This is a genomic window from Nakamurella endophytica, from assembly GCF_014646215.1.
Lineage (GTDB): Bacteria > Actinomycetota > Actinomycetes > Mycobacteriales > Nakamurellaceae > Nakamurella > Nakamurella endophytica.
The window spans coordinates 282284-307562 of the sequence record NZ_BMNA01000004.1 but is presented as its reverse complement, the minus strand read 5'-3'; the positions used below and the strand labels follow the sequence as shown (position 1 = coordinate 307562).

Annotated in this window: 24 protein-coding genes; 21 read left to right on the top strand and 3 right to left on the bottom strand. The window is 75.8% G+C overall.

Going from position 1 to position 25279, the window contains the following annotated elements:
* Nucleotides 1-13 precede the first annotated feature (13 nt).
* The 8 genes from rpsD (at nucleotide 14) to glmM (ending at nucleotide 8139) form a co-directional block, all read left to right on the top strand.
* Entirely contained in the window at nucleotides 14-619 is a 606-nt protein-coding gene (gene rpsD, locus IEY37_RS11890; protein ID WP_188941766.1) for a 30S ribosomal protein S4, read from the top strand.
* A 225-nt stretch (nucleotides 620-844) separates the two neighbouring features.
* Nucleotides 845-1915 carry a DNA-directed RNA polymerase subunit alpha gene (locus IEY37_RS11885; RefSeq protein ID WP_188941765.1) on the top strand — a complete coding sequence of 357 codons (1071 nt, stop codon included), beginning with the start codon at nucleotides 845-847 and terminating at the stop codon, nucleotides 1913-1915.
* Between the two features lie 131 nt (nucleotides 1916-2046).
* Nucleotides 2047-2871: a 50S ribosomal protein L17 gene (gene rplQ / locus IEY37_RS22665; protein ID WP_188941764.1), complete on the top strand. Its 825-nt coding sequence runs from the start codon at nucleotides 2047-2049 to the stop codon at nucleotides 2869-2871.
* Between the two features lie 168 nt (nucleotides 2872-3039).
* A complete protein-coding gene (truA, locus tag IEY37_RS11875; protein ID WP_188942346.1) occupies nucleotides 3040-3879 on the top strand; it encodes a tRNA pseudouridine(38-40) synthase TruA in 840 nt (279 codons plus the stop codon).
* Nucleotides 3880-4004: 125 nt separating this feature from the next.
* Nucleotides 4005-5426, top strand: a complete 1422-nt coding sequence (locus tag IEY37_RS11870) for a DUF7373 family lipoprotein (RefSeq protein WP_188941763.1) — start codon at nucleotides 4005-4007, stop codon at nucleotides 5424-5426.
* A 281-nt stretch (nucleotides 5427-5707) separates the two neighbouring features.
* Nucleotides 5708-6151 carry a 50S ribosomal protein L13 gene (gene rplM / locus IEY37_RS11865; protein WP_188941762.1) on the top strand — a complete coding sequence of 148 codons (444 nt, stop codon included), beginning with the start codon at nucleotides 5708-5710 and terminating at the stop codon, nucleotides 6149-6151.
* A 185-nt stretch (nucleotides 6152-6336) separates the two neighbouring features.
* Nucleotides 6337-6783 (top strand): 30S ribosomal protein S9, encoded by a 447-nt coding sequence (rpsI, locus tag IEY37_RS11860; protein ID WP_373298330.1) that lies wholly within the window; start codon nucleotides 6337-6339, stop codon nucleotides 6781-6783.
* 6 nt (nucleotides 6784-6789) lie between these two features.
* Entirely contained in the window at nucleotides 6790-8139 is a 1350-nt protein-coding gene (gene glmM / locus IEY37_RS11855) for a phosphoglucosamine mutase (RefSeq protein WP_188941761.1), read from the top strand.
* Nucleotides 8140-8263: 124 nt separating this feature from the next.
* Here the strand turns inward: glmM and IEY37_RS11850 are convergent, their stop codons facing one another.
* Nucleotides 8264-9136: a dienelactone hydrolase family protein gene (locus IEY37_RS11850; protein ID WP_188941760.1), complete on the bottom strand. Its 873-nt coding sequence runs from the start codon at nucleotides 9134-9136 to the stop codon at nucleotides 8264-8266.
* Between the two features lie 166 nt (nucleotides 9137-9302).
* On the opposite strand from IEY37_RS11850, the gene IEY37_RS11845 reads away from it, so the two are divergent.
* A complete protein-coding gene (locus tag IEY37_RS11845) occupies nucleotides 9303-10955 on the top strand; it encodes a Ycf46 family AAA ATPase (protein WP_188941759.1) in 1653 nt (550 codons plus the stop codon).
* A gap of 24 nt (nucleotides 10956-10979) precedes the next feature.
* Here IEY37_RS11845 and IEY37_RS11840 read toward each other — a convergent pair whose 3' ends face one another.
* Nucleotides 10980-11543 carry a 2'-5' RNA ligase family protein gene (locus tag IEY37_RS11840; protein ID WP_188941758.1) on the bottom strand — a complete coding sequence of 188 codons (564 nt, stop codon included), beginning with the start codon at nucleotides 11541-11543 and terminating at the stop codon, nucleotides 10980-10982.
* A 174-nt stretch (nucleotides 11544-11717) separates the two neighbouring features.
* Between IEY37_RS11840 and glmS the strand changes: the two genes are divergently transcribed.
* The 9 genes from glmS to tsaE all read left to right on the top strand — a co-directional run bounded on the left by glmS (nucleotide 11718) and on the right by tsaE (nucleotide 20811).
* Entirely contained in the window at nucleotides 11718-13577 is a 1860-nt protein-coding gene (gene glmS, locus IEY37_RS11835; RefSeq protein WP_188941757.1) for a glutamine--fructose-6-phosphate transaminase (isomerizing), read from the top strand.
* A gap of 36 nt (nucleotides 13578-13613) precedes the next feature.
* On the top strand, nucleotides 13614-14024 hold the full coding sequence (locus IEY37_RS11830) for a holo-ACP synthase (RefSeq protein ID WP_229674331.1): 411 nt from the start codon (nucleotides 13614-13616) through the stop codon (nucleotides 14022-14024).
* Between the two features lie 169 nt (nucleotides 14025-14193).
* Entirely contained in the window at nucleotides 14194-14985 is a 792-nt protein-coding gene (locus tag IEY37_RS11825) for an SDR family oxidoreductase (RefSeq protein ID WP_229674330.1), read from the top strand.
* Nucleotides 14982-15941 (top strand): RNA polymerase sigma factor SigJ, encoded by a 960-nt coding sequence (gene sigJ, locus IEY37_RS11820; RefSeq protein WP_188941756.1) that lies wholly within the window; start codon nucleotides 14982-14984, stop codon nucleotides 15939-15941. Before IEY37_RS11825 ends, sigJ begins: the two co-directional genes overlap by 4 nt.
* A gap of 112 nt (nucleotides 15942-16053) precedes the next feature.
* Nucleotides 16054-17487 carry an NAD(P)H-hydrate dehydratase gene (locus IEY37_RS11815; RefSeq protein ID WP_188941755.1) on the top strand — a complete coding sequence of 478 codons (1434 nt, stop codon included), beginning with the start codon at nucleotides 16054-16056 and terminating at the stop codon, nucleotides 17485-17487.
* 76 nt (nucleotides 17488-17563) lie between these two features.
* Entirely contained in the window at nucleotides 17564-17773 is a 210-nt protein-coding gene (locus IEY37_RS11810; protein ID WP_188941754.1) for a hypothetical protein, read from the top strand.
* 58 nt (nucleotides 17774-17831) lie between these two features.
* Nucleotides 17832-19046, top strand: coding sequence for an alanine racemase (alr, locus tag IEY37_RS11805; RefSeq protein WP_188941753.1), 1215 nt, complete (start codon nucleotides 17832-17834; stop codon nucleotides 19044-19046).
* Complete coding sequence (locus IEY37_RS11800; RefSeq protein WP_188941752.1) at nucleotides 19043-20155, top strand: alpha/beta fold hydrolase; 1113 nt, start codon at nucleotides 19043-19045, stop codon at nucleotides 20153-20155. Before alr ends, IEY37_RS11800 begins: the two co-directional genes overlap by 4 nt.
* Nucleotides 20152-20811: a tRNA (adenosine(37)-N6)-threonylcarbamoyltransferase complex ATPase subunit type 1 TsaE gene (tsaE, locus tag IEY37_RS11795; RefSeq protein WP_188941751.1), complete on the top strand. Its 660-nt coding sequence runs from the start codon at nucleotides 20152-20154 to the stop codon at nucleotides 20809-20811. The genes IEY37_RS11800 and tsaE overlap by 4 nt, the downstream gene beginning before the upstream one ends.
* 69 nt (nucleotides 20812-20880) lie before the next feature.
* Here tsaE and IEY37_RS11790 read toward each other — a convergent pair whose 3' ends face one another.
* A complete protein-coding gene (locus IEY37_RS11790; protein ID WP_188941750.1) occupies nucleotides 20881-21273 on the bottom strand; it encodes a hypothetical protein in 393 nt (130 codons plus the stop codon).
* Between the two features lie 213 nt (nucleotides 21274-21486).
* Between IEY37_RS11790 and IEY37_RS11785 the strand changes: the two genes are divergently transcribed.
* The 3 genes from IEY37_RS11785 to IEY37_RS11775 are packed head-to-tail and all read left to right on the top strand — an operon-like array spanning nucleotide 21487 to nucleotide 25249.
* Entirely contained in the window at nucleotides 21487-22104 is a 618-nt protein-coding gene (locus tag IEY37_RS11785) for a 2Fe-2S iron-sulfur cluster-binding protein (RefSeq protein WP_188942340.1), read from the top strand.
* On the top strand, nucleotides 22101-23117 hold the full coding sequence (locus IEY37_RS11780; RefSeq protein ID WP_188941749.1) for an FAD binding domain-containing protein: 1017 nt from the start codon (nucleotides 22101-22103) through the stop codon (nucleotides 23115-23117). Before IEY37_RS11785 ends, IEY37_RS11780 begins: the two co-directional genes overlap by 4 nt.
* Nucleotides 23114-25249 carry a xanthine dehydrogenase family protein molybdopterin-binding subunit gene (locus tag IEY37_RS11775; RefSeq protein WP_188941748.1) on the top strand — a complete coding sequence of 712 codons (2136 nt, stop codon included), beginning with the start codon at nucleotides 23114-23116 and terminating at the stop codon, nucleotides 25247-25249. Before IEY37_RS11780 ends, IEY37_RS11775 begins: the two co-directional genes overlap by 4 nt.
* Nucleotides 25250-25279 lie beyond the last annotated feature (30 nt).

The following is a 25279-nucleotide window of genomic DNA, read 5'->3' as shown; positions in this document are numbered from 1 at the left end:
GAGGAGAAGAGAAATGGCGAGATACACCGGACCTGTCACCAAGATCTCCCGGCGTCTGAAGACCGACCTGGTCGGCGGCGACGTCGCGTTCGAGCGCCGTCCCTTCCCGCCCGGCCAGCACGGCCGTGCGCGGACCAAGGAGAAGGAGTACCTGACGCAGCTGCAGGAGAAGCAGAAGGCCCGCTTCACCTACGGCGTCATGGAGAAGCAGTTCGCCCGGTACTACAAGGAGGCGGCGTCCCGTCCCGGCAAGACCGGCGAGACCCTGCTGCAGATCCTCGAGTCCCGGCTCGACAACGTCGTCTACCGCGCGGGCCTGGCCCGCACCCGGCGGGCGGCCCGGCAGCTGGTCACCCACGGCCACTTCGAGGTCAACGGCCAGCGCGTGGACGTGCCGTCCTACCGGGTCGAGCAGTACGACATCATCACCGTCCGCAAGCAGTCGGTCGAGACGTTCCCGTTCGAGCTGGCCCGCCAGACGTTCGGCGACCGTCCCGTCCCCGCGTGGATCCAGGTGGTCCCGAACTCGCTGCAGATCCTGGTGCACCAGCTCCCGGTCCGGCAGCAGATCGACTCCCAGATCACCGAGCAGCTGATCGTCGAGTACTACTCGAAGTGACCTGCCCGGCCCGCTGACCACGGCGGCATCCCGGTCACCCGCGCGCCACCCCGGACACTCCGGTGCGGCGCGCGGGGCCGGGCTCCGCCGGGTCCGCGGGACACCCGACCGGCCGGCTCCCCGGCGGTCGCGGCAGCACCCGGTCGTCGTCACCGTGCGGCGACCGGCAGCAGTACCCCGTGTGGCGTCATATGGCGGTCGCCACCTGTCCGAAAGAGGTACCCCGTGCTCATCTCGCAGCGTCCCGTCCTCACCGAGGAACCGCTGACCCCGACCCGCTCCCGGTTCGTCATCGAGCCGCTCGAGCCCGGTTTCGGCTACACGCTGGGCAACTCGCTCCGGCGCACCCTGCTGTCCTCCATCCCCGGCGCGAGCGTCACCAGCATCCGCATCGACGGCGTGCTGCACGAGTTCACCACCGTGCCGGGCGTCAAGGAGGACGTCACCGAGCTCATCCTGAACCTCAAGGAGCTCGTGGTCTCGTCCGAGGACGACGAGCCCGTGACGATGTACCTGCGCAAGCAGGGCCCTGGCCCGGTCACCGCGGCCGACATCGCCCCGCCCGCCGGCGTGGAGGTGCACAACCCCGACCTCGCGCTGGCCACCCTGACCAAGAAGGGCAAGCTCGAGATCGAGCTGGTCGTCGAGCGCGGCCGCGGCTACGTCCCGGCCGCCCCGAACAAGGTCGTCGGCGCCGAGATCGGCCGCATCCCGGTCGACTCGATCTACTCGCCGGTCCTCAAGGTCACCTACCGCGTCGAGGCGACCCGTGTCGAGCAGCGCACGGACTTCGACCGCCTGGTGCTGGACGTCGAGACCAAGCCGTCGATCACCCCGCGCGACGCGGTGGCGTCCGCCGGCACCACCCTGGTCGAGCTGTTCGGTCTCGCCCGCGAGCTGAACTCCGAGGCCGAGGGCATCGAGATCGGGCCGAGCCCGGCCGAGGCCGACCACATCGCCGCGTTCGCGCTGCCGATCGAGGAGATGGACCTGACCGTCCGCTCCTACAACTGCCTCAAGCGCGAGGGCATCCACACCGTGGGCGAGCTCGTCTCGCGCACCGAGGCCGACCTGCTCGACATCCGCAACTTCGGGCAGAAGTCGATCGACGAGGTCAAGGTCAAGCTGCACGGCCTGGGCCTGTCGCTGAAGGACTCGCCGGCCGGCTTCGACCCGGTGGCCGCCGCGCAGGCCTACGGCGACAACGACTGGAGCGAGGGGGACGACTCCAGCAGCACGTTCTCCGGGTTCTCGTCGGGCACCGACGAGGACTACGCCGAGACCGAGCAGATCTGACCCCGGTCCGCCGGTGCACCGTCCAGGCGGCGCGCCGGCGGACCTGTCCGGCCTCCGGCCGGGCACCCTCCCAGGCCGCCCGGCCGCACCGGCGGCGGACCACCAGACATCACCACCGCAAGGAGCAGCAGATGCCCACGCCCACCAAGGGTCCCCGACTCGGCGGGTCGCCGGCGCACGAGCGGCTGATCATGGCCAACCTGGCCCAGTCGCTGTTCGAGCACGGCCGGATCACCACGACGGAGGCCAAGGCCAAGCGGCTGCGTCCGTTCGCCGAGAAGCTGATCACCTCGGCCAAGCGCGGCACGCTGCACTCCCGGCGGGAGGTGCTCAAGGTCATCCGTGACAAGGATGTGCTGCACAAGCTGTTCGCGGAGATCGGCCCGTCGTTCGCCACCCGCGAGGGCGGCTACACCCGGATCATCAAGACCGCGCCGCGCAAGGGCGACAACGCACCCATGGCGCTGATCGAGCTCATCGCCGAGGAGACCGTCTCCGCCGCGGCGACCCGGACGGCCCGCCGTGCGGCCCGGACCCGGTCCTCCGCGCGCACCGGCAGCACCCCGGCCACGGCCGCGGTCGCCGCGCCGCTGGTGGCGCCGGCCTCGACCACCGCCACCGAGGCGGGGGAGACCCCCGCCGAGGACACCACGTCGGCCCAGGTCGAGCAGGCCGGTACCGAGGCGCAGGCCGAGGGCGACGACACCGCGGGCGACACCGCGGCCGCCGCCGTGCCGGCCGCCCCGGCGATCCCGGTCGCCAGCACCCCGGCTGCCAGCACCCCGGCTGCCAGCACCGCCGCGCCGGTCGAGGAGGGTCCCGCGGTCGACGCCGAGGGCACCGCCACCGAGGCGGGGGAGACCCCGGCCGAGGACACCACGTCGGCGCAGACCGAGCAGGCCGGCACCGAGGCGCAGGCCGAGGGCGACGACACCGCCGGGACCTCGCGGGCCTGACGGCCGCCGGTCCGCGCCCGCGCGGACCACGACCCGCCGACCGACATCGACGCACCGCCGATCCCGGCTCCGCAGCAGACCACGGTCGCTGCGGGCCGGGATCCGTCGTCTCCGCACCACGGGGCGGCGGGCGTCCGGACGTCGGCCGTCCCACCCGGGTGCACGCGGCTGCGGCTGGACGTGTCCTACGACGGCACGGACTTCGCCGGCTGGGCGGTGCAGCCGGGCCGGCGCACCGTCGCCGGCCTGCTCGGTGACGCGCTCGAGCTGGTGGTGCGCCGGCCGGTACCGATGGTCGTGGCCGGCCGCACCGACGCCGGCGTGCACGCGACCGGCCAGGTGGCGCACGTCGACGTGCCGTCGGACCTGCTACCCGGCCTGACGCCGCGGGACCGGCCGGCGGAGGAGTCCGCCGGCCTGCTCGGACTGCTGCGGCGGCTGTCCGGTTTGTTGCCGCCGGACGTCCGCGTCCGGGCCGTCACCGCGGCGCCGGACGGCTTCGACGCCCGGTTCTCCGCGCTGCGCCGGCACTACCGCTACCGGGTGTCGACGGCCGAGTGGGGCGTCGACCCGCTGGCCAGGGCCGACGTGCTGGCGTACCGCCGGCCGCTGGACGCGGCGCTCATGCAGCGCGCGGCCGCAGCGTTGACGGGGTTGCACGACTTCGCCGCCTACTGCCGGCCGCGGCCCGGCGCGACCACCGTCCGGGACCTGCAGCGGCTGGACGTCGTCACCGGTGCGCCGGACGAGGTGGTGCTGCACGTCTCGGCCGACGCCTTCTGCCACTCGATGGTGCGGGCGCTGGTGGGTGCCCTGCTGGCCGTCGGGTCCGGCCGGGCCCCGGTCGAGCGCCCGGCCGCGCTGCTGGCGGCCGGGCTGCGCACGGCGGAGATCACCGTCGCACCCGCCCGCGGCCTGACGCTGGTCGCCGTCGACTACCCGGCCCCGGACGGTCTGGCCGCCCGGGCCGCCGCCACCCGAGCCGTCCGGTCGCCCGTCGGGTCGTGAGCCCGTCGGGCAGCCCGGAGGTCGGCCGCCCATCGCTCGGTCCGCAGCCCGCGCCCGGTCCCGCCGGGTACCGTCACGGCCGTGCGGTCCGCCGTCGGTGGCGGGACGCCGGCGAGGAGGCGGACGTGCGGGCGAGCGGCAGAAACAGACTGGTGGCCGCCGCGGCGGCGGCGCTGACCGCGGCACTGGTCGCCGGGTGCGCGTCGACGATCGCCGGCTCACCGACCACCGTCGCCGGCGCCACGATCCCGTCGACGGCGGCGAGCACGCCGTCGGTGACGGTGCCGTCGACCGGCGACAGCACGGACACGTCGACGCCGGACACCACGGCCGACACCAGCTCCACGGACAGCACGGAGACCACGGACAGCAGCAGCACGGGCAGCACGGAGAGCACCGGGAGCACCGGCAGCACCGGCAGCTCGACCAGCAGCTCGGACACCTCCACCTCGACCAGCGGGTCGTCCGGGTCCGGGACCGGCTCCTACGCGACCACCCCGCGCAGCATCCCGGAGCGACCGTCCGCCGCCGGGGCCACCCTGCTCGAGTCGCAGCGACTGGCCGGCGCCGTCGTCCCGCCCACGCTGATCGACCCGCGGTTCACCAAGCTGGCGTCGCTGTCCACGCTGCCCTTCAAGAGCCCCGCCGCGATCACCCAGATCCTGGTCTCGCCCGCCGACTCGGTCGCCGCGCGGGCCGGCATGCTGGCCGGGTTCGCCAGCAGCCGCAGCACCACCGACGGCTCCGCGTCCATGGTCGTCGCGCTCTTCGAGTTCGACACCCCGGCCGCGGCCACCGCCGGCGCCAAGGCCCTCGTCGGCGCCGCCCAGGACAAGAAGGGCGACACCGGCAAGGCCGCCGTCCCGGGCTTCGCCGGGGCGGCCGGCTGGACCGGCCGCAGCACCACCAGCAGCGGCACGCGGGCCTACCTGCACGCCTTCCTGCCGCAGGGGTCGCTGGTCCTCTACGTGTGGACGCAGGGTCCGACGTCCGCCGCGTCCTCGCTGCCTGCCCTGGCCCGGTCGGCGTTCACCGTCGAGGTGGCGGCCGCCAAGGCCTTCAAGCCGCTGCGCAAGTCCCAGCTGGCCGACCAGCAGGTGGATCCGGACGGCCTGCTGGCGCGCACCGTCCCGAACGTGGGGGAGGACCTGACAGTCGTCGACGGGCTGTACTCCGGGGCCGGCGAGCTGAACTACGACACCGACCCGGTCGGCACGCGCAAGCTGTTCGACGCCACCGGCGTCGACCGGGTGAGCCTGGGCCGGGTGAACGTCTACCGGGCCCGGGACGCGGCCGGTGCGCGGGCCGTCCGGGACTCGTTCATCGCACAGTCCGTGGCGCAGGCGCAGGCGCAGGGGCAGGACCCCTGGGAGGACTTCGACTACACCGGCCCGGTGCCCGGCACCCGGTGCCTGCAGCAGACCCTCAACTCGGTCTTCTACTGCATGTCGACCCGGGACCGGTACGCCATGGAGGTCAGCGCGTCGAGCGAGTCCGACCTGGAGGCCGCGCTGGCCGCCCAGTACGACCTGCTGGGCACGTTCTGATCCCGGTGCACCGCCCGCCGGGCCGTCGGGCCGGCGTCCCGGGCAAAGGCCGGAGCGGAGGCGGTCCCGTGACGGTGGCCGAGCTTTTTGCACCTGCCGGGACTGCGCGGTAACCTCGAAGGTCGGAGTGCCGCTCACGCGGCTCCTTTGTGCTGTGCGCGACGGCCCGCCCCTCGGTGGACCTGGCGCGGCACGCGACGTGCTGCCACCGATGGTGGCAGCCCGCGGCCCGGGCTGGCTCGGGACGCACCCCGACCGGCAACAGACGAAGAGGCAGAACCGTGCGCACGTACAGCCCCAAGCCCGGCGACATCACCCGCGCCTGGCACGTGATCGACGCGACGGACGTCGTGCTCGGGCGGCTGGCGAGCCACGCCGCGCAGCTCCTGCGCGGCAAGCACAAGCCGATCTACGCCCCGCACATGGACACCGGCGACTTCGTCGTCATCGTCAACGCGGACAAGGTCGCGCTGACCGGCAACAAGCGGGACACCAAGATCCTGTACCGGCACTCGGGCTACCCGGGCGGCCTCCGGGCGCAGACCGCCGGGCAGCTGCTGGACACCCGCCCCGACAAGCTCATCGAGAAGGCCGTGCTGGGCATGCTGCCGCACAACTCGGTGGGCCGGGCCATGGGCCGCAAGCTCAAGGTCTACAGCGGTCCCGAGCACCCGCACGCCGCGCAGCAGCCGCAGCCGTTCGAGCTGCACCAGATCGCCCAGTGACCGCCGGCCGCCCCGCCCGGGGCGGCCCGGACGGTCCGCCGGACCCCACCGTCGTCACCACCACCATCAGTGAGAAGAGCGAGTACGTGAGCGAGAACGCCGAGTACGACCTGCCGGAGCAGGACGCCGACCAGGTCGGTCCCGACACCGACGGCGGTGTCGAGGACCTGGTCGACGTGCTGGACATCCCCGACGGCGTCGAGGTCGAGGTGCCGGTCGTGGTGCCGTCGGTCGTCCGCGCCGGCGAGCGTCCGGTGCAGACCGTCGGCCGCCGCAAGGAGGCCGTGGTCCGGGTGCGCCTGGTCCGCGGCACCGGCACGTTCACCCTCAACGGGCGGACGCTGGACGGCTACTTCCCGAACAAGGTCCACCAGCAGCTGGTCAAGGAGCCGCTGGTGACCCTGGAGAAGGACGGGATGTACGACGTCTTCGCCAGCCTGTCCGGCGGCGGCGTGACCGGCCAGGCCGGCGCGCTGCGGCTCGGCATCGCCCGGGCGCTCGTCGAGCTCGACGAGACCGACCGGCCGGCCATGAAGAAGGCCGGGTTCCTGACCCGCGACGCCCGGGCCAAGGAGCGCAAGAAGTACGGCCTGAAGAAGGCCCGCAAGGCGCCCCAGTACTCCAAGCGCTGACCCGGCGTGCCACGGCTCTTCGGCACCGACGGCGTCCGAGGGCTGGCGAACGCCGAACTGGGACCGGACCTGGCCCTGCGGCTCGCGGCGTCGGCGGCGCGCGTCCTGCGCCCGTCGCACCGCGGCCCGGGCCGTCCGGTCGCCGTCGTCGGGCGTGACCCGCGGGCCAGCGGCGAGATGCTGGAGGCCGCGGTGTCCGCCGGTCTGGCCTCGGCCGGCGTGGACGTCCTGCAGCTCGGCGTCGTCCCGACGCCCGGCATCGCCTATCTGACCGGCGAGCTCGGTGCCGACCTGGGTGTGGTGATCTCGGCGTCGCACAACCCGATGCCGGACAACGGCATCAAGATCTTCGCCCGCGGCGGCCACAAGCTCGAGGACGCCGTCGAGGACGCGATCGAGGCCGACATGGCCCTGCCGACGGACACCGCGGCCCGGCCGACCGGGGCTGCCGTCGGCCGGCTGCGCCCGGCCCACCACGAGGTGGCCCGCTACGTCGACCACCTGGTGGCCGCGACCCCGCACCCGTTGACCGGCCTGACGGTCGTCGTCGACTGTGCCAACGGTGCGGCCTCCGACGTGGCCCCGCTGGCCTACCGCCGCGCCGGCGCCACCGTGCACGTGGTGGCCGGCGAGCCGGACGGGCTGAACATCAACGACGGCGTCGGGTCGACGCACCTGGACCACGTGCGGGCCGCGGTCGTCGAGCACGGCGCCGACCTGGGGATCGCCCACGACGGCGACGCCGACCGGTGCCTGGCGGTCGCGGCGGACGGGTCCACCGTCGACGGCGACGCCATCCTGGCCATCCTCGCCGGCGCGCTGCACGGAGCCGGCCGGTTGGCCGGCGGGACGGTGGTCGGGACCGTCATGGCCAACCTCGGATTCCACAAGGCGATGGAGGCCGCCGGCATCGCCGTGGTGACCACCGCGGTCGGCGACCGGTACGTCCTGGAGCAGATGCGCGCCGGCGGCTACACCCTCGGCGGCGAGCAATCCGGGCACGTCGTCCTCGCCGACCATGCGACGACCGGTGACGGCGTGCTCACCGCGCTGCAGGTCATGTCCCGCATGGCGGAGACGGGCCGGTCCCTGGCCGAGCTGGCCGGCGTGGTGCAGCGCTTCCCCCAGGTGCTGGTCAACGTCCGGACCGCCGACAAGTCCGTGGCCGACAGCCCGGCGGTGCAGGACGCGGTCAGGGCCGCCGTCGCCGAGCTGGACGGTGCGGGCCGGGTGCTGCTGCGGCCGTCGGGCACGGAGCCGGTGGTCCGCGTCATGGTGGAGGCGCCGACGGCGGACCAGGCGCAGGAGGTCGCGGACCGGGTGGCCCGGGTGGTCGCCGGGACGTCGCCGGCCTGACACCCGTCGGGTCGGAGCGGGCGGCACCGCTCCGGGTCCGGTCGACCTGCACGGACCGTCCGGGTCAGGGCCGTGGGCGCGGTCCGCTGCCGGCTCCGGTCTGCCGGTGCGGCTCCGTCCCGGATCAGGCCTGCTTGCGCAGCTCCACGGCGGCCGACGGGCCCTTGCCCCGGTCGAGTTCGTGGCGAACCTGCGCCAGGTCCTCGAGCGCGGTGCGCTTGATCTTGCCCTTCAGGTCGTCGTCGAGCTGGTCCTGGGCGCGCAGGTGCCGCAGGAAGAACGCCGCGGCCAGTGACCGGACGGCCCGCTGCAGCTTGGTCTGCGGGGACGAGCCGCTGAAGGTCGACGTCCAGTGCTTGCCCTCGGCCAGCGACAGGTGGCCGGCACCCTTGACGGTGCGCAGTTGGCACGGTCCGGCCCAGGCGGCCGCGATGGACGCGCCGTCGCCCTCGGCCATCTCGTCGTCGCCACCCACCACGTGCAGCCCCGGCACCCGGACCCGGGCCGCCGCGCTCACCGCGGACGGCTGCCCGGCCGACGCGGTCACCGTCATCACGGCCGCCACGTCGAAGTCCGAGGCGGCGGCCAGCACCGCGGCGCCGCCGCCCATGGAGTGGCCCAGCACGCCGTAGCGCGCGGCGTCCACCCGCAGCCGGCCGCCGGCCAGCCGCGCCGACGCCACCAGGTCCACCGCGGTCCGCAGGTCCTGCGCCAGCTCGGCCGGCGCCGGCACGGGTCCCCGCTGGGTGTCCGGCGCTACCGCGACGATGCCCCACGACGCCAGGAACCGCAGCGTGTCGGCATAGCGGTGCACCGGCTGCAGCCAGCCGTGCGCCAGCGCCACCACCGGCAGGTCCCGGCCGCTGGCCGGGGCGAACACCAGCCCCGGCATGCCGGCCGTCTCCAGCCGCCCGCCGGCGACCCGGTGCGGACCCCGGAACTCGAAGTAGTCCAGCGTGGGCCGGTCGATGCTCGGCGCCTTCGATCCGGCCACCACGGTCCTCTCCTCGGCGGGGCACGGCCGCGGGTGCGTCGCGCGTGCCCGCCACCGGCTGCGGCGCACACCCGCGACCGGGCCGTGTCGGGCGTTCGTAGAGTAGCGCCGGGGTACCGCTCCCCGGACGGCCGGAGACCGCCGGCCGGCCCGACACCCGGGAAGGGTCATGAGCAGCAGCGACTTCACCGCAACCCTGCGCCGGCTGGTCCGGGCCCGCTTCCCGTTGCTGTCCGTCCAGACGGCCGAGGAGTCCCGGGTGCTGGCCGTGATCGCCGGGGTGCTGGGGGACCGGTCGCAGGTCGTCCCGCCGCGGCAGGTGTACCTGTGGTCCACGTCGGACGGCTTCGCGGCGCTGGGTCAGCCGGGGTCCCCGGAGACCCGGACGCCGCTGGCGGCGCTGGCCGCCGCGACGGCGCTGACAGTGCCCAGCGCGGTCGTCCTGCTGGACCTGCACCCGTGGCTGGGCGCCGGGCAGGCGCCCGCGGACACCCAGGTGGTGCGGGCCCTCAAGGACACCGTCCGGCTGTACCGCGACGGGTCGGTGCCGCGCACGCTGATCCTGGTCTCGGTCACGCCGCACATCCCGCCGGAGCTCGAGGCGCTGGTCACCGTCGTCGACTTCGCGCTGCCCGACGAGGCCGAGCTGCGGGCGCTGCTGGACCGGATGATCGAGCGGAACACCCGCAACGGCGCCCTGACGGTCGACGAGTCCGACGACGCCCGGGAGCGGCTGACCAAGGCGGCGCGCGGCCTGACCCTGTTCGAAGCGGAGAACGCCTTCGCCCGGGCGATGGTCGACGACGGCCGGCTCACCGCCGCCGACGTCACCGTGGTCACCGCCGAGAAGGCCCAGACGATCCGCAAGTCCGGGGTGCTCGAGATGGTCTCCGGCACGGTCCGGCTCGACGACATCGGCGGCCTGGGCAACCTCAAGACCTGGCTGGTCAAGCGCAGCGGCTCGTGGTTGGACGAGGCCAGGGACTACGGCCTCCCGGCACCCAAGGGCGTGCTCGTCACCGGCGTCCCGGGTTGCGGCAAGTCGCTCACCGCGAAGGCGATGGCCTCGGCGTGGTCGCTGCCGCTCGTCCGGCTGGACATCGGCCGGGTGTTCGGCGGCCTGGTCGGGCAGAGCGAGCAGAACATGCGTACCGCCATGCGCACCGTCGAGGCCGTGGCCCCGTGCGTGCTGTGGATCGACGAGATCGAGAAGGGCTTCGCGTCCGGCGCGTCCGGGGGCGGCGACTCGGGCACGTCCGCCCGGGTGTTCGGGGCCTTCCTGACCTGGCTGCAGGAGAAGACGGCGCCGGTCTTCGTCATGGCGACCGCCAACCAGATCGGCCTGCTGCCGCCGGAGTTCCTCCGCAAGGGCCGGTTCGACGAGATCTTCTTCGTCGACCTGCCGACCGACAGCGAGCGCCGGCAGATCTTCGCCGTCCACCTGGCGGCCCGGCTGCAGGCCGGACCGGCGCTCGGGCGGCTCGCCGTCGACGACGGGCTGCTGGGCGGCCTCGCCGACGCCACCGAGGGCTTCTCCGGCGCCGAGATCGAGCAGGCCGTGGTCGCGGCCTGCTTCGACGCCTTCGACGGCCGCCGGGCGCTCACCGCCGACGACCTGTTCCACGCCGTCCGGAACACCGTCCCGCTGTCCGTCACCCAGGCCGAGCAGATCACCGCGCTCCGCGAGTGGGCCGACGTGCGGGCGGTCGCGGCGTCCGCGCCGGAGGACCGCACCGGCTACGTCACCCCGGCGGAGGCCGAGCGCCCCGCGGTGTCCCCCGAGGCGGTGCTCAGCCGCGGCGGGCGGCCGGTGCCGAGCTGACCCGGCGGGACCCGCCGGGGCCGGTCACGCGATCACCCAGTCCCGGCGGGCCTCCGAGTCCCACCGCCGCACGGCGACCCCGGTGCCGCGGCGCTCGGCGGCCAGTCCCGGCACCGCCAGCGCGGCCGCGACGTCCGGCGGCCGCAGCCGGCGGCCGAGCGTCACGTGCGGCGTCCACTCGCCGGGGCGGACGTGACCGAGCCCGTCGTCGCCGACCGCGGCGACGACCCGGCGCTGCAGCTCGAGCAGCTCGGCCGAGGGCACGACCAGCCGGGCCAGCACGAACTCGTCCCGGTGGCCGAAGAGCACCAGGCCGCCGAGCAGCAGCGGGAGGTCGAGGCCCGGCTCGGCTCCGACCCCGGCCGCGGTCGCCGCCGTCGCACGGGGGACACCGGCCGCGGCCGCCGCGATGACCTCCTCGCGGTCCGCCGGCACCCGTGCCGCCACGGCCAGCGTCACGTGCGGGCGGTTGCTCGGCCCGGTGTGCCGGCCGGCGTTGCGGACCCCGGCGCCCTCCAGCGCGGCCCACTGCTCGCGCACCGCCGCGTCGAGGGCCGGATCGAGCAGGAGCTCCACGGAGTGCACCACCGCGGCATCCTCCCCCGGTCGCACCGTCCCCGGACGACGGGGGACGCGCCCGGCCGCGCGGCGCCGGCCACGGGACGCCTGTCCCGGTCACCGCCCGTGGCCGCGACGCGCGGACGGGTGTCCCGGCATCGGTACACCCCGGCGTCACCCCGCGCGCCGATAGCCTTGGCCGCTATGTGCGGCATCGTCGGCTACACCGGCCCCCGTCAGGCGCTCCCCCTGCTGCTCGGCGGGCTGGAGCGGCTCGAGTACCGGGGCTACGACTCGGCCGGCGTCGCCGTCGTCGACGACCGGTCCGAGCTGCACACCGCCCGCAAGGCCGGCCAGCTGCGCAACCTCGTCGCCGAGGTGGACGCCGGGCTGGTCCCGCTGGACGGTCACACCGGCATGGGGCACACCCGGTGGGCGACGCACGGCGGCCCCACGGACCGCAACGCCCACCCGCACACCGACACCGCCGGCCGCGCCGCGGTCATCCACAACGGCATCATCGAGAACTTCGCGCCGCTGCGCGCCGAGCTCGAGCGGGACGGTGTCGAGCTGTCCAGCGACACCGACACCGAGGTCGTCGCTCACCTGCTGGGCGCCACCTTCGCGACCGGCCCGACGGCCGGGGACCTCCCGGCGTCGCTGGCCGCGGTGTGCCGACGGCTGGAGGGGACCTTCACCCTGGTCGCCGTGCACGCCGACGCGCCGGGCGTGCTCGTCGCCGCCCGCCGCAACTCGCCGCTGGTGGTCGGTGTCGGCAACGGCGAGATGTTCGTCGCCAGCGACGTCGCCGCGTTCATCGCGCACACCCGGGACGCCGTGGAGCTCGGCCAGGACCAGCTGGTCACGCTGACCGCCGAGGGCTACCGGGTCGAGTCGTTCAGCGGCGGCGAGCCGGACTACCGGGCGTTCACCGTCGACTGGGACCTGGCCGCCGCCGAGAAGGGCGGCTACCCGACGTTCATGGACAAGGAGATCGCCGAGCAGCCCGCCGCGGTCCGGCAGACCCTGCAGGGCCACTTCGACGGCCTGCGCATCGTGCTCGACGAGCAGCGCCTGGGCGAGGACGAGCTGCGCACCGTCGACAAGGTGTTCGTCGTCGCCTGCGGCAGCGCGTTCCACTCCGGGCTGGTCGCCAAGTACGCCATCGAGCACTGGACGCGGCTGCCGGTCGAGGTCGAGCTGGCCAGCGAGTTCCGCTACCGGGACCCGGTGCTGGACCGGGACACCCTGGTCGTCGCGGTGAGCCAGTCCGGCGAGACCGCCGACACCCTGGAGGCCGTCCGGCACGCCCGCCGCCAGCGCGCCCGGGTGCTGGCGGTGTGCAACACCAACGGGTCGCAGATCCCGCGCGAGTCCGACGGCGTGCTCTATACGCACGCCGGACCCGAGGTCGGGGTGGCGTCCACCAAGGCGTTCCTGGCCCAGGTGACCGCGAACTACCTCGTCGGGCTGGCGCTCGCCCAGGCCCGCGGCACCAAGTACCCCGACGAGGTGGCCCGCGAGTTCGCCACGCTGCAGGAGATGCCGGCCGCGGTCGAGCAGACCCTGGAGCTCATGGATCCGGTCCGCGAGCTCGGCCGGGAGATCGGCGGGTCCAGGGCGGTGCTGTTCCTGGGCCGGCACGTGGGGTACCCGGTGGCGCTGGAGGGCGCGCTCAAGCTCAAGGAACTGGCGTACATGCACGCCGAGGGCTTCGCCGCCGGCGAGCTCAAGCACGGCCCGATCGCTCTGATCGAGGAGGGGCTGCCGGTCGTCGTGGTGACGCCGTCGCCCAAGTCCATGCCGCTGCTGCACGCCAAGCTGCTGTCCAACATCCGCGAGATCCAGGCCCGCGGCGCCCGCACGATCGTGATCAGCGAGGAGGGCGACGACACCGTGGCCCCGTTCGCCGACGTGCTGGTCAGCCTGCCCCGCGTGCCGTCGCTGCTGCAGCCGCTGGTGGCCACCGTCCCGCTGCAGGTGCTGGCGGCCGAGATCGCGCGGTCCCGCGGGTACGACATCGACAAGCCGCGGAACCTGGCCAAGTCCGTCACGGTCGAGTGAGTCGCCGGTGATCCCCGCGCCGCGGGCGGGGGACCGGTGACCGTGCCGGACGTCCCGGCCGGCGCCGCGGTGGTGGGCGTGGGCATCGACGTGGTGGCCGTCGAGCGGTTCGCCGAGTCGCTGCGCCGCACCCCGTCGCTGGCGGCGCGGCTGTTCCGGCCCGACGAGCTCGTCACGCCGTCCGGAGCGCCGCGCGGGTCCGCGTCGCTGGCCGCCCGGTTCGCGGTCAAGGAGGCGGTGGCCAAGGCGCTCGGGGTGCCGCGCGGCATGGACTGGCACGACTGCTCGGTGGTCTCGCAGGCCTCGGGACGGCCGGTGCTGGCGACCCGCGGGACGGTCCGGGCGGCCGCCGACGCCGCGGGCGTGGCCGACTGGCGGATCTCGCTGTCCCACGACGCCGGGATCGCCGCGGCCGTCGTGCTGGGCCTCGGGCCGGCGGCCGGCTGACCCGCGTGGGCGGGCGCGCCCGGCGGCGATGTCACACCGCGGGTGCCCTGCACCGTCCTGTCCGTATGACCCACGTACAGACCCCGCTCGCCGGCCCGGACCGGCCGGTCCACCCTGGTACCCGACCCGCCGCCGGCACCGCCGGCGCGCAGCACCCGGAGGTGTCGGAATGAGGATCGCGATCGCCGGTGGCACCGGCTGGGTGGGGCGGCTCGTCGTCGACGAGGCGCGGGCGGCCGGGCACACGCCGGTGGTGGTCGCCCGGTCGACCGGCGTCGACCTGGTCACCGGGTCCGGACTCGACGCCGCGCTGGCCGGTGCGGACGCTGTCGTCGACGTCAGCAACATCGCCACGCTGCGGCGCCGGTCCGCCGAGACCTTCTTCCGCACGGTCACCGACCGGCTGTCCGCCGCGGGCGCCCGGGCGGACGTCGGGCACCTGGTCAGCCTGTCGATCGTCGGCATCGACCGGGTGCCGTCCGGCTACTACCACGGCAAGCAGGCGCAGGAGGCGGCGGCGCTGTCCGGCCCGGTGCCGGCCACCGTGCTGCGGGCCACCCAGTTCCACGAGTTCGCCGCGCAGATGCTGGCCCGGCGCGGGCCGCTGGTGTTGGCGCCGCGGATGCACAGCCAGCCGGTGGCCGCCCGGGAAGTGGCCCGCCGGCTGGTCGAGCTGGCCGCCGCCGCGCCGGTCGGCCACGCCCCGGACCTGGCCGGCCCGCAGCCCGAGTGGATGGACGCGATGATCCGCCGGCTGGCGCACCTGCGCCGGGACCGCCGGCCGGTGCTGCGGCTGCGCTTCCCCGGCGCGGTCGGCCGCGAGATGGCCGGCACCGGGCTGCTGCCGACGGGCGGCGCCACCCTGGGCACGCAGACCTTCGACGACTGGTTGTGCAGCGACGCCCGCGTTGCCGCCGGCGTGCCCGGCGTCGCGCCGTCGACCGAGGGCCGGGCCGGGTGAGCGGTCACCCGGCCGCGGATCCGGCCCACCGGTCGGCCGCGCTCGCGGCCGACTACGAGTCCTCCCGCGACCACCTGGTCCGGGTGGCGTACGCGATCCTGGGCAGCCGGGCCGAGGCCGAGGACGTGGTGTCCGACGTCTGGCTGCGCCTGGTGGCGGCCGACCGTCGCGACCCCGTGCTGGACGTCGAGGCCTGGGCCACCGTGGCCGTCGCCCGGGCCGCCCTGGACGCGCTCCGGTCGGCCCGGGTCCGCCGCGAGGTCTACACCGGTCCGTGGCTGCCCGAGCCGGTGCTGGGCAGCTGGCCGCCGGCCGGGGGAGCCGACGCCGGTGCGGACCCGGCCGACCGGGTCACCCTGGACGACGAGGTGGGGTACGCCCTGCTCGTCGTCCTGGAGACCCTGACGCCGGCCGAGCGCACCGCCTGGGTGCTGCACGACCTGTTCGGCCTGCCGTTCACCGACGTCGCCGCCGCCGTCGGCCGGACGCCCGCCGCGGTCCGGCAGCTGGCCGCGCGGGCCCGCGGGCACGTCGCCGCCGGCGCTCCGCGGGTGGGCGTCGACCGGGCCGAGCACACGGCGGCGGTGACCCGGTTCCTCGAGGCCGCCGCCGGCGGAGACCTGGCGGCGCTGATGCGTGCGCTGGACCCGGACGTGGTGCTGACCAGCGACGGCGGCGGGCACGTCAGCGCCGCCCGCCGGCCGGTGCGCGGCCGCGACAAGGTGGCGCGCTTCCTGCTCGGCACCCAGCACCGCTTCGGCCAGGGGCAGCAGGCCGAGCTGGTGTCGGTCAACGGCGCCCTCGGGCTGGCGCTGTTCGCCGACCGGACGCTGACCACGGTGCTGTCGCTGACGGTCTCCGGCGGGCTGGTCCGGCGGGTCGACATGATCCGCTCACCGGTCAAGCTGCCGCGGGTCGCGCCGGGCGTCGGGACCGCCGGCGGCGACGGGCGGTAGGCGAGCCCGCTCGCACCGGGAGGCCGCCGCCCGCCGGCCGCCGCGCATCGGGACGCCACCCCGCGGGCACAATGCCGCGGGGGCCGCCGGCCCCGTGAACCGGAGGTCGCCCGTGCTGCACGCCTGGACCGTCGAGCAGATCCGCGCCGCCGAGTCCGCGGCGCTGGCCAGGACCGGTGACCAGGAGCTGATGCGGCGTGCCGCCGGGCACGTCGCCTGGGCGGTGTGCGACCGCCTGGACCCGGTCACCGGTGCGGAAGCGGTGCTGCTCGTCGGCGCCGGTAACAACGGCGGCGACGCGCTGCACGCCGGCGCGCTGCTGCGCCGGCGCGGGATGGCCGTCACCGCGGTGCTGCTCGACCCGGGCCGGGCGCACGCCGGCGGGCTGGCCGCGTTCCGGGCGCGCCGTGGCCGGGTGCTCGCCGTCGACGGCGCGGGCGGCGGCGCCGTCGCCGGGGTGCTGGAACGGGCGGACGTCGTCGTCGACGGGATCGTCGGGATCGGCGCCCGCGGACCGCTGCGGCCGGACGCCGCCCGGTGGGTGGACCTGGTGCCGGCGGCGGCGCTGCGGGTCGCGGTCGACGTGCCCAGCGGGCTGGACCCCGACACCGGGACGCACGCCGGTCCGGTGTTCACCGCCGACGTCACCGTCACCGTCGGCGGTCTCAAGCCCGGCTTGCTGCTGGCCGACGACGTGGCCGGGACAGTGCTGGTGGCCGACGTCGGGTTCGCGCCCAAGCCCGCGGACGCGCGGGTGGAGGTGCTCACCGACCTGGACGTCGAGGCCCTGCTGCCGGACCCGCGGACGGGTTCGGACAAGTACACCGGCGGGGTGCCGGGCATCGTCGCCGGCTCGGCGCAGTACCCGGGCGCTGCGCTGCTGTGCGTCGGCGGCGCCGTCCGGGTGCGGCCCGGCATGGTCCGCTACGCCGGGCCCCAGGCCGCGGCGGTCGTCGCGCGCTGGCCCGAGGTGGTGGCCGGGGACGACCCGTCCCGGGCCGGCCAGGTGCAGGCCTGGGTGGCCGGTCCCGGGATGGGGACCGACGAGGCCGCGCTGGACCGGCTCCGCACGGTGGTGGACGCCGACGCGCCCGTGCTCGTCGACGCGGACGGCCTGACCCTGCTCGCCCGCCACCCGGAGCTGCTGGCCGCCCGGCGGGACCGGCCCACCGTGCTAACCCCGCACGAGCGGGAGTTCGCGCGGATCTTCCCCGACCTGGACCTGGCCGACCGGCTCGGGGCGGTCCGCCGGGCGGCCGCCCTGGCCGGCGTGACGGTGCTGCTCAAGGGACACCGGACGCTGGTCGCCGAGCCGGGCGGGACGGTCACCGTCAACACCACCGGGTCGGGGTGGCTGGCCACCGCGGGGTCCGGCGACGTCCTGTCCGGTGTGATCGGTTCGCTGCTGGCGGCCGGCCTATCGCCGGCCACCGCCGCCGCGGCGGGCGCGCACCTGCACGGCCGCGCGGGGGAGCGGGCGGCCGCGCTGCGCGCCGCCGGTGCCCACCAGCTGTGGGACCTGCTCCGGGTGCCGGTGCAGCGCTGATCCCGCGGATGCGGCCGGAGCGGCGCCGACCGTCCCGCGACGTTTCCGTCCGTCCCCGTGCGGTGACCGTGCGCCCATGCCCGAGCCGCACGACGAGGCCGCGTTCGAACGCGCCCGCAAGCGCACCGTGCTGGCCGGCGGGCTGCTGGTGGTGGCGTGCCTGATCGCCGAGACGGTGCTGGTGATGACGACCCACTGGCCGGCGTGGATCTACGTCGTCACCCTGGTCGTGCTGATCGGCGCCTCGGTCGTCGGTGCCGCACTCACCCTCCGGGACCTCGGGTAGGACCCGGGCGGCGGCGCGGCCGGCGACCGTCCTCCGTGGCTCGTGGTCGAATCTGGTCATGGAGACCCCGCCGCCCGGCTCGCGCGAGCGTGCCGTCGCGGTCGTCGACCTGTGGGCGGTGCGGGCCAACACCCGGGCCCTGCTGGCGGCCGCGCGGCGCGCCGCCCCCGGTGCGGAGCTGATGGCGGTGGTCAAGGCGGACGGGTACGGGCACGGCGCCGCCCCCGTCGCCCGGGAGGCCGTCGCGGCCGGCGCGGCGGTGCTCGGCGTGGCCACGCCGGGCGAGGCGGTCCAGCTGCGCGACGCCGGCATCGCCGCTCCGGTGGTCGCCTGGCTGTGGGTCCCGGGCGAGGACCTGCGGCCGGCGCTGGCCGCCGGGGTGCAGCTGACCGTGTCGTCGACGCAGCAGCTCGCCGCGCTGCTCGACCAGGCCGGTGCCGCGGCCGGTGGCGGGCCGGTGCCGGTGCACGTCAAGGTGGACACCGGCCTCGGCCGGGGCGGTGTCGCGCCGGCCGCGTTGCCCGAGCTGCTGGCCGCGGTGACGGCGGCCCGGCTCGCCGGCCGGGTCGAGGTGGTCGGCCTGATGAGCCACCTGGCCAACGGCGAGGTGCCCGAGGACCCGTCGGTCGCCGACCAGCTCGCGGTGTGGGACCGCGCCCGGCGCGCCGTGCGCGCCGCCGGGCTGGCCCCGCGCTGGGAGCACCTGGCCAACACCGGCGCGACGCTCGTGCACCCGGCCACCGTCGGCACCCTGGTGCGCTGCGGCATCGGGCTGTACGGGCTCGACCCGGTGCCGCCGGGCGGCGGCGAGCGGCAGCATCCGGTGGCGCTGCGGCCGGCGATGACGCTGCGGGCCGCCGTCGCGCTGGTCAAGCGGGTCCCGGCCGGCCACGGCGTGTCCTACGGGTGGACCTACCGGACCACGCGGGAGACCACCCTGGCCCTGGTGCCGCTGGGCTACGCCGACGGCATCCCGCGGGCCGCGTCGAACCGGGCCCAGGTGTGGCTGGCCGGCCGGCGCCGCACCGTCGCCGGCCAGGTGGCCATGGACCAGTTCGTCGTCGACTGCGGGGACGACCCGGTGGCCGCGGGCGACGAGGTCCTGCTGTTCGGCCCCGGCGACCGCGGCGAGCCCACCGCGTCGGAGTGGGCGGTGGCGTGCGGCACGATCGACTACGAGATCGTCACCCGGGTCGGACCCCGGGTGCCGCGCCGCCACGTGTCCGGCAGCGACCGCGGGGCGCACCGGACGGAGCAAGGAGGACGCTGGTGAGCACCTGGGGTCGCGTGCTGGGCACCGCCTCGATCACCGCCGGCGTCCTCGGGGCCGCGGCGCTCGGCGGGATCACCGCCCAGCGGCGTGCGGTGCGGCGACTCCACGGCAGCGCGGCCGGCGACGCGGACCCGCAGCAGGCCTACGGGGCGCTGGTCGCCGACCGCACCTACTCGGTGGTCGCCGAGGACGGCGTCGCGCTGCACGTCGAGGAGGCCGGGCCGGCGGACGCGCCGATCACCATGGTCTTCGCGCACGGCTGGACCCTGCGCTCCGGGGCGTGGCACTACCAGCGGCTCGGGCTCGCCGGTCCGGGGTTCGGCACCGGTGACGGCCCGACCCCGCGCATGGTGTTCTACGACCAGCGGTCGCACGGCCGGTCGTCCCGGGCGGCACCGGGCCGCTCGACGCTGGACGCGCTGGCCGGCGACCTGGCGGCGGTGATCGCCACGGCGGCGCCCGAGGGACCGCTGGTCCTCGTCGGCCACTCGATGGGCGGCATGGCCCTGATCGCGCTGGCCGGGCGGCAGCCGGAGCTGTTCGCCGACCGGGTGGTCGGGGTGGGGCTGGTGTCCACCGCCGCCCAGCGCTTCGGCATCCCGGGCCTGGGCAACACCCTGCTCGCCGGGACGACGAGCCCGCTGCTGCGCCTGCTGTCGCTCACCGCCGGCCGCTACACCTCGCTGATCGAGCGTGGCCGGGCCGGCACCCACGACGCGGTCTGGCTGCTCACCCGGACCCTGGGCTTCGCCCGCACCGACGTGCCCGCCGCGGTCGTCGACTACCTGGACGAGATGATCTCCGGGACGCCGGTGGACGTCATCGCCGACTTCGCACCCGCGCTGGTGATGATGGACGAAGCCGATTCGCTGCCGGCGCTGGCCGGCATCCCGACGGTCATCGTCTGCGGCGACTCGGACCGGATGACGCCCGCCGTCCGGTCGGAGTTCCTCGCGCACGCGCTGCCCGACGCCGAGCTGGTGATCATCGCCAAGGCCGGGCACATGGCGACCCTGGAGGCGCCGGAGGAGGTCAACGCCGCGCTGCGCCGGATGTGTGTGCGGGCCGTGACCTACGCCGAGCGGACCCACCGGCCGGTGTCGGCATGACCGCCGTCCCCGGCCGTGATCCCGGTGCCGATCCCCGTGACCATCACCGTGCTGATCCCGGTGCTGATCCCGGTGCCGGTCCCGGTGCCGATCCCGGTGCGGAGCGGCTGCTGGGCCGCTGGTGGCTCGCCACGGCCGCGGACACCGACCGGCTCGGCCGCCGGCTCGGCGCGGTGCTGCGGGCCGGTGACCTGCTGCTGCTGTCCGGGGCGCTCGGTGCCGGCAAGACGGCGCTGACCCGCGGGATCGGGGCGGGGATGCGGGTGCGCGGCACGGTGGCCTCGCCGACGTTCGTGCTGGCGCGGGTGCACCCGCCGGCGGAGCCCGGCGGCGTCGTGCTGGTGCACGTCGACGCCTACCGGCTGGGCGGGGCGGCGGAGCTGGACGACCTGGACCTGGACACCGACCTGGCGCAGGCGGCCGTCGTCGTGGAGTGGGGCAGCGGGCTGGCCGAGCGGCTCGGGCCGGTGTACCTGCACGTCGACCTGGACCGGCGGCCCGACGACACCCGGCTGGCCACCGTGTCCGCGGTGGGTGGCGACTGGCCGGAGCGGGTGGCCGCCGTGGTGGCGGCGGCGCAGCTGACGGTCGCGGACGAGCCGGCGGGTGGGACGGGCGCCGGCGTGCCGGAGGGCGACGTGCTCGCCGGCGACTGACCGGCGGCGTGTCCCGCCCCGCGCGGCGGCGCGCCCGCGCGCCCGTCCCACCGCCGGCCCTGCCCGCCGTCAGAGCAGCACGGAGCCGGTGCGTCGGGTGGTCAGCACCGTGCTCGACGGGGCGGTCGAGCTCGGGCCGTCGACCGCGGACACCAGCACCGGGCTCGGCGCCGGCGCGGCGGCGGTGACGGTCGCGGCGGTGGCCAGCGGGGCGACCGCGAGCAGGGCTCCGGCGGCGAGTCCGGCGGACAGCCGGCGCCACCGGGCCGGGCGCCGCGGCGGGTCCGCCACCGGGCGTGGGGTCGGCACGGCGCCGGCTGCCGGCCCTGCGGTCGGCACGGCGCCGGCCGCGGGTCGCGGGATCGGTGCCGCGACGGAGCCGGCGGGGAGCCGGCGCAGCACGGTCCGGGCGGGGTTGGCGATGGTGGCCGGCGGGGCGGTGGGAGCGGTGGTGGTGTCCATGCGGACGACGGTGGTCGGCCGTGCCGGGTGGCCGCTGTCGCTCCGCTGAGCGGTCGCTGTGCGCGCCGACGGCGAGGGCAGGGACGGCCGAGCACACCGGATGGCCGGCTCCCGTGCGGCTCCGACCGCGGCTCGCCGGTCCCGCGCGACGATCGCCGGTCCGGCCGTTTCCCCGCGGCGCGGTCGGGTGACCGTGCACGGGTGACCGCCGCCATGCCGCCCTCCCCGTCCCCGCGTTCCGGATCGGGCGGGCCGCCCGCCTCGACCGTCGAGCTGGTGGTCAACGGGCGGTCCCGCACCGTGCGGCTGGACAACCGCACCTCGCTGCTGGACGCGCTGCGCGAGGAGCTGCGGCTGACCGGTTCCAAGAAGGGGTGCGACCACGGGCAGTGCGGCGCCTGCACGGTCCTGCTCGACGGCCGCCGGGTGAACAGCTGCCTGGTCCTCGCCGTCGCGGCGTCCGGCCGTCCGGTGACGACCGTGGAGGGGTTGGCCGCCGGCGACCGGTTGCACCCGGTCCAGCAGGCGTTCCTCGACCGGGACGCCTACCAGTGCGGCTACTGCACGCCCGGCCAGATCTGCTCCGCCGTCGGCGTCCTCGCCGAGGCGGCCGCCGGGTGGCCCAGCGCGGTGACGCCGCCCGGGCGCGACGGCGCCGACGGGTCGGTAGCCGGCCTCGATGCCGCCGAGGTCCGGGAGCGGATGAGCGGCAACATCTGTCGGTGCGGCGCCTACGCCAACATCGTCCCGGCCGTCCTCGACGCGGCGGCGGCGACCGCCGGTGCCGGTGCGGACGGTTCCGACGGCGGTGCGGTCGGCGCCCGGTCGTGAGGGCGTTCGAGTACGTCCGCGCGGCGTCGGTGGCCGAGGCCGTCGGCGCGCTCCGCGACGACGACGAGGCCCAGTTCCTCGGCGGCGGGACCAATCTCGTCGACCTGCTGCGGCTGGGCGTGGCGCGGCGGGGCCGCCTGGTCGACGTCTCCGGGCTGCCGCTGGACACCGTGCAGGACGGCCCGGACGGCCTCCGCATCGGTGCCGCCGTGCGCAACAGCGACCTCGCCGCCCATCCCGCCGTCCGCCGCGACTACCCGGCGCTGAGCCAGGCCCTGCTCGCGGGCGCGACCGGGCAGCTGCGCAACATGGCGACGACCGCCGGGAACCTGTTGCAGCGCACCCGCTGCCTGTACTTCCAGGACGTCACCAAGCCGTGCAACAAGCGCGTCCCGGGCAGCGGCTGTCCCGCCCGGCAGGGCGTGCACCGGGATCTCGCGGTGCTGGGCACCAGCGAGGCGTGCATCGCCACCCACCCGTCGGACATGGCGGTGGCGCTGGCCGCCCTGGACGCGACCGTGCTCACCACCGGTCCCGCCGGGGACCGGACCCTCGCGCTCGACGACTTCCACCGGTTGCCGGGGGACGAACCCGACCGCGACACCGTCCTGCAGCACGGCGAACTCGTCACGGCGGTGCAGCTGCCACCGCCGTCCCCGCTCTCGTCCTCGTCGGTGTACCGCAAGGTCCGCGACCGGGCGTCCTTCGCGTTCGCCGTCGGGTCGGTGGCCGCGGGCCTGGTGGTCGACGGCGGCACGGTCGTCGACGTGGCGCTGGCCTTCGGGGCGGTCGCGCACCGGCCGTGGCGGGCCAGGGTCGCCGAGGCGGCGCTGCGCGGCGGCCCGGCCACCGCGGCGGCGTTCGGCGCGGCGCTGGACCGGGAGCTGGCGGCCGCCACACCCCTGCCGGACAACGCCTTCAAGGTGCCGCTGATCCGGGCGGTGGCGGTGGCGGAGCTGAGCCGGCTCGCCGGGCTCGGGACCGACGGCGGACGGACGGAGGACGGCGCATGACCGGGACCGTGGCGGCGCCCAGCACCGAGCAGACCGCCGAGCAGACCGGCGGGCGCACCTCCGCGCCGGCGCACCGGGTCGAGGGACGCGAGAAGGTGACCGGGCGGGCGCACTACGCCTACGAGTACCCGGTCGACGAGGTGGCCTACGCCTGGGCGGTGTGCGCCGACGTTCCGCACGGGCGGGTGCGGCACGTCGACGTCGACGCCGCCATGGGGCTGCCGGGCGTGCTGGCCGTGCTCTGGCACGGCAACGCGCCCAGGATGGCCTCGACCGGCGACGCCATGCAGGACCAGCTGCAGTCCGACCGGGTGCACTTCCGCGGGGAGGTCGTGGCGGTCGTGGTGGCCACGACCGCCGAGCAGGCCAGGGAGGTCGCCGGCCTCGTGCGCGTGGACTACGCGACCGAGCCGCACCGCAGCGTGCTGACCGAGGACGACCCGTCGCTGTACCGGCCCGAGCAGCTCAACGCCGGCATCCCGACGACCAGCGAGATGGGTGACCCGGACGCTGCTTTCGAGCGCAGCGAGGTCCGGGTCGACGAGGTCTACCGGACACCGGGTCTGCACAACAACGCCATGGAACCGCATGCCACCACGGCCGTCTGGACGGACGACCGGGTCACGCTGTGGGACTCCAACCAGGGCAGCACGCCGGTGCGCGACGCGGTCTGCCAGGTGTTCGAGCTGCCGCGCGACCGGGTGCGGGTGGTGAGCACGCACGTCGGTGGCGGCTTCGGTTCCAAGGGCACCCCCCGCCCACAGGTGGTGCTGGCGGTGCTGGCCGCGCGGCACGTCGGCCGCCCGGTGCGGATGGCACTGACCCGGCAGCAGATGTTCGCGCTCGTCGGCTACCGCACGCCGACGATCCAGCGGGTCCGGCTCGGCGCGGACCGCACCGGGCGGCTGCAGGTCATCGACCACCGCGCCGTCGTCCAGACGGCGACGCACCAGGAGTTCGCCGAACAGGTCGGCGTCGCCACCCGGGTCATGTACGCCGCCCGGCACCGCCGCACCGACCACCACGTCGCCGTCCTGGACGTGCCGATCCCGTCGTGGATGCGGGCGCCGGGCGAGTGCCCCGGCATGTACGCGCTCGAGTCCGCCATGGACGAGCTCGCCGTCCGGCTGGGCATGGACCCCGTCGAGCTGCGGATCCGCAACGAACCGGCGACCGACCCGGAGCGCGGCACGCCGTTCTCCAGTCGCAACCTCGTGGCGTGCCTGCGTCGGGGTGCGGATCTGGTCGGCTGGGCGGACCGGGACCCGCGTCCCCGCAGCCGCCGGGAGGGCGAGTGGTGGATCGGGACGGGTGTCGCGTCGTCGACCTACCCGGCGTACGCCTCACCGGCCTCGGCCAGCGCCACCGCGCACCCCGACGGCGGGTACACCGTCCGGGTCAACGCGACGGACATCGGCACCGGGGCCCGCACCGCGCTGCTGGTGCTGGCCGCCGAGGCCCTCGGCGCCGCCCGGGACCGGGTGCGGATCCTGATCGGGGACTCGGACTTGCCCGAGGCCGGGGTGGCCGGCGGGTCGATGGGCACGGCCAGCTGGGGGTGGGCCGTGACCAAGGTCTGCGCCGCCCTGCGCGCGGAGCTCGAGGACCGCTTCCCCGACGGGCCGGCGGAGGACCTGACCGTGCAGGCGTCCACCGAGGAGGACCTGCAGGACCGGGCCGACGTGACCCGGCAGGCCTTCGGCGCGCAGTTCGCCACGGTGCGGGTCAGCGACGTCACCGGCGAGATCCGCCTGGACCGGATGGTCGGCGTCTTCGCCGCCGGCCGGATCGTCAACCCGGTCACCGCCCGGTCGCAGTTCCTCGGCGGGATGACGATGGGCGTCGGGATGGCGCTGCTGGAGGAAGGCGTCATGGACGCCGCCTTCGGCGACTACGCCAACCACGACCTGGCCACGTATCACGTGCCGGTGAACGCGGACATCCGGGACATCCACGTGGAGTGGATCGACGAGCACGACGAGCAGGTCAACCCGATGGGGACCAAGGGCATCGGCGAGATCGGCATCGTCGGCGCGGCGGCGGCGGTGGCCAACGCGGTGCACCATGCGACGGGGATCCGGGTGCGGTCGCTGCCCGTCCACCTCGAGGACGTCGCGTCCTGGGCGAGGTGATCGGGCCGGGTTGCGCCCGGTGCGGTGGAC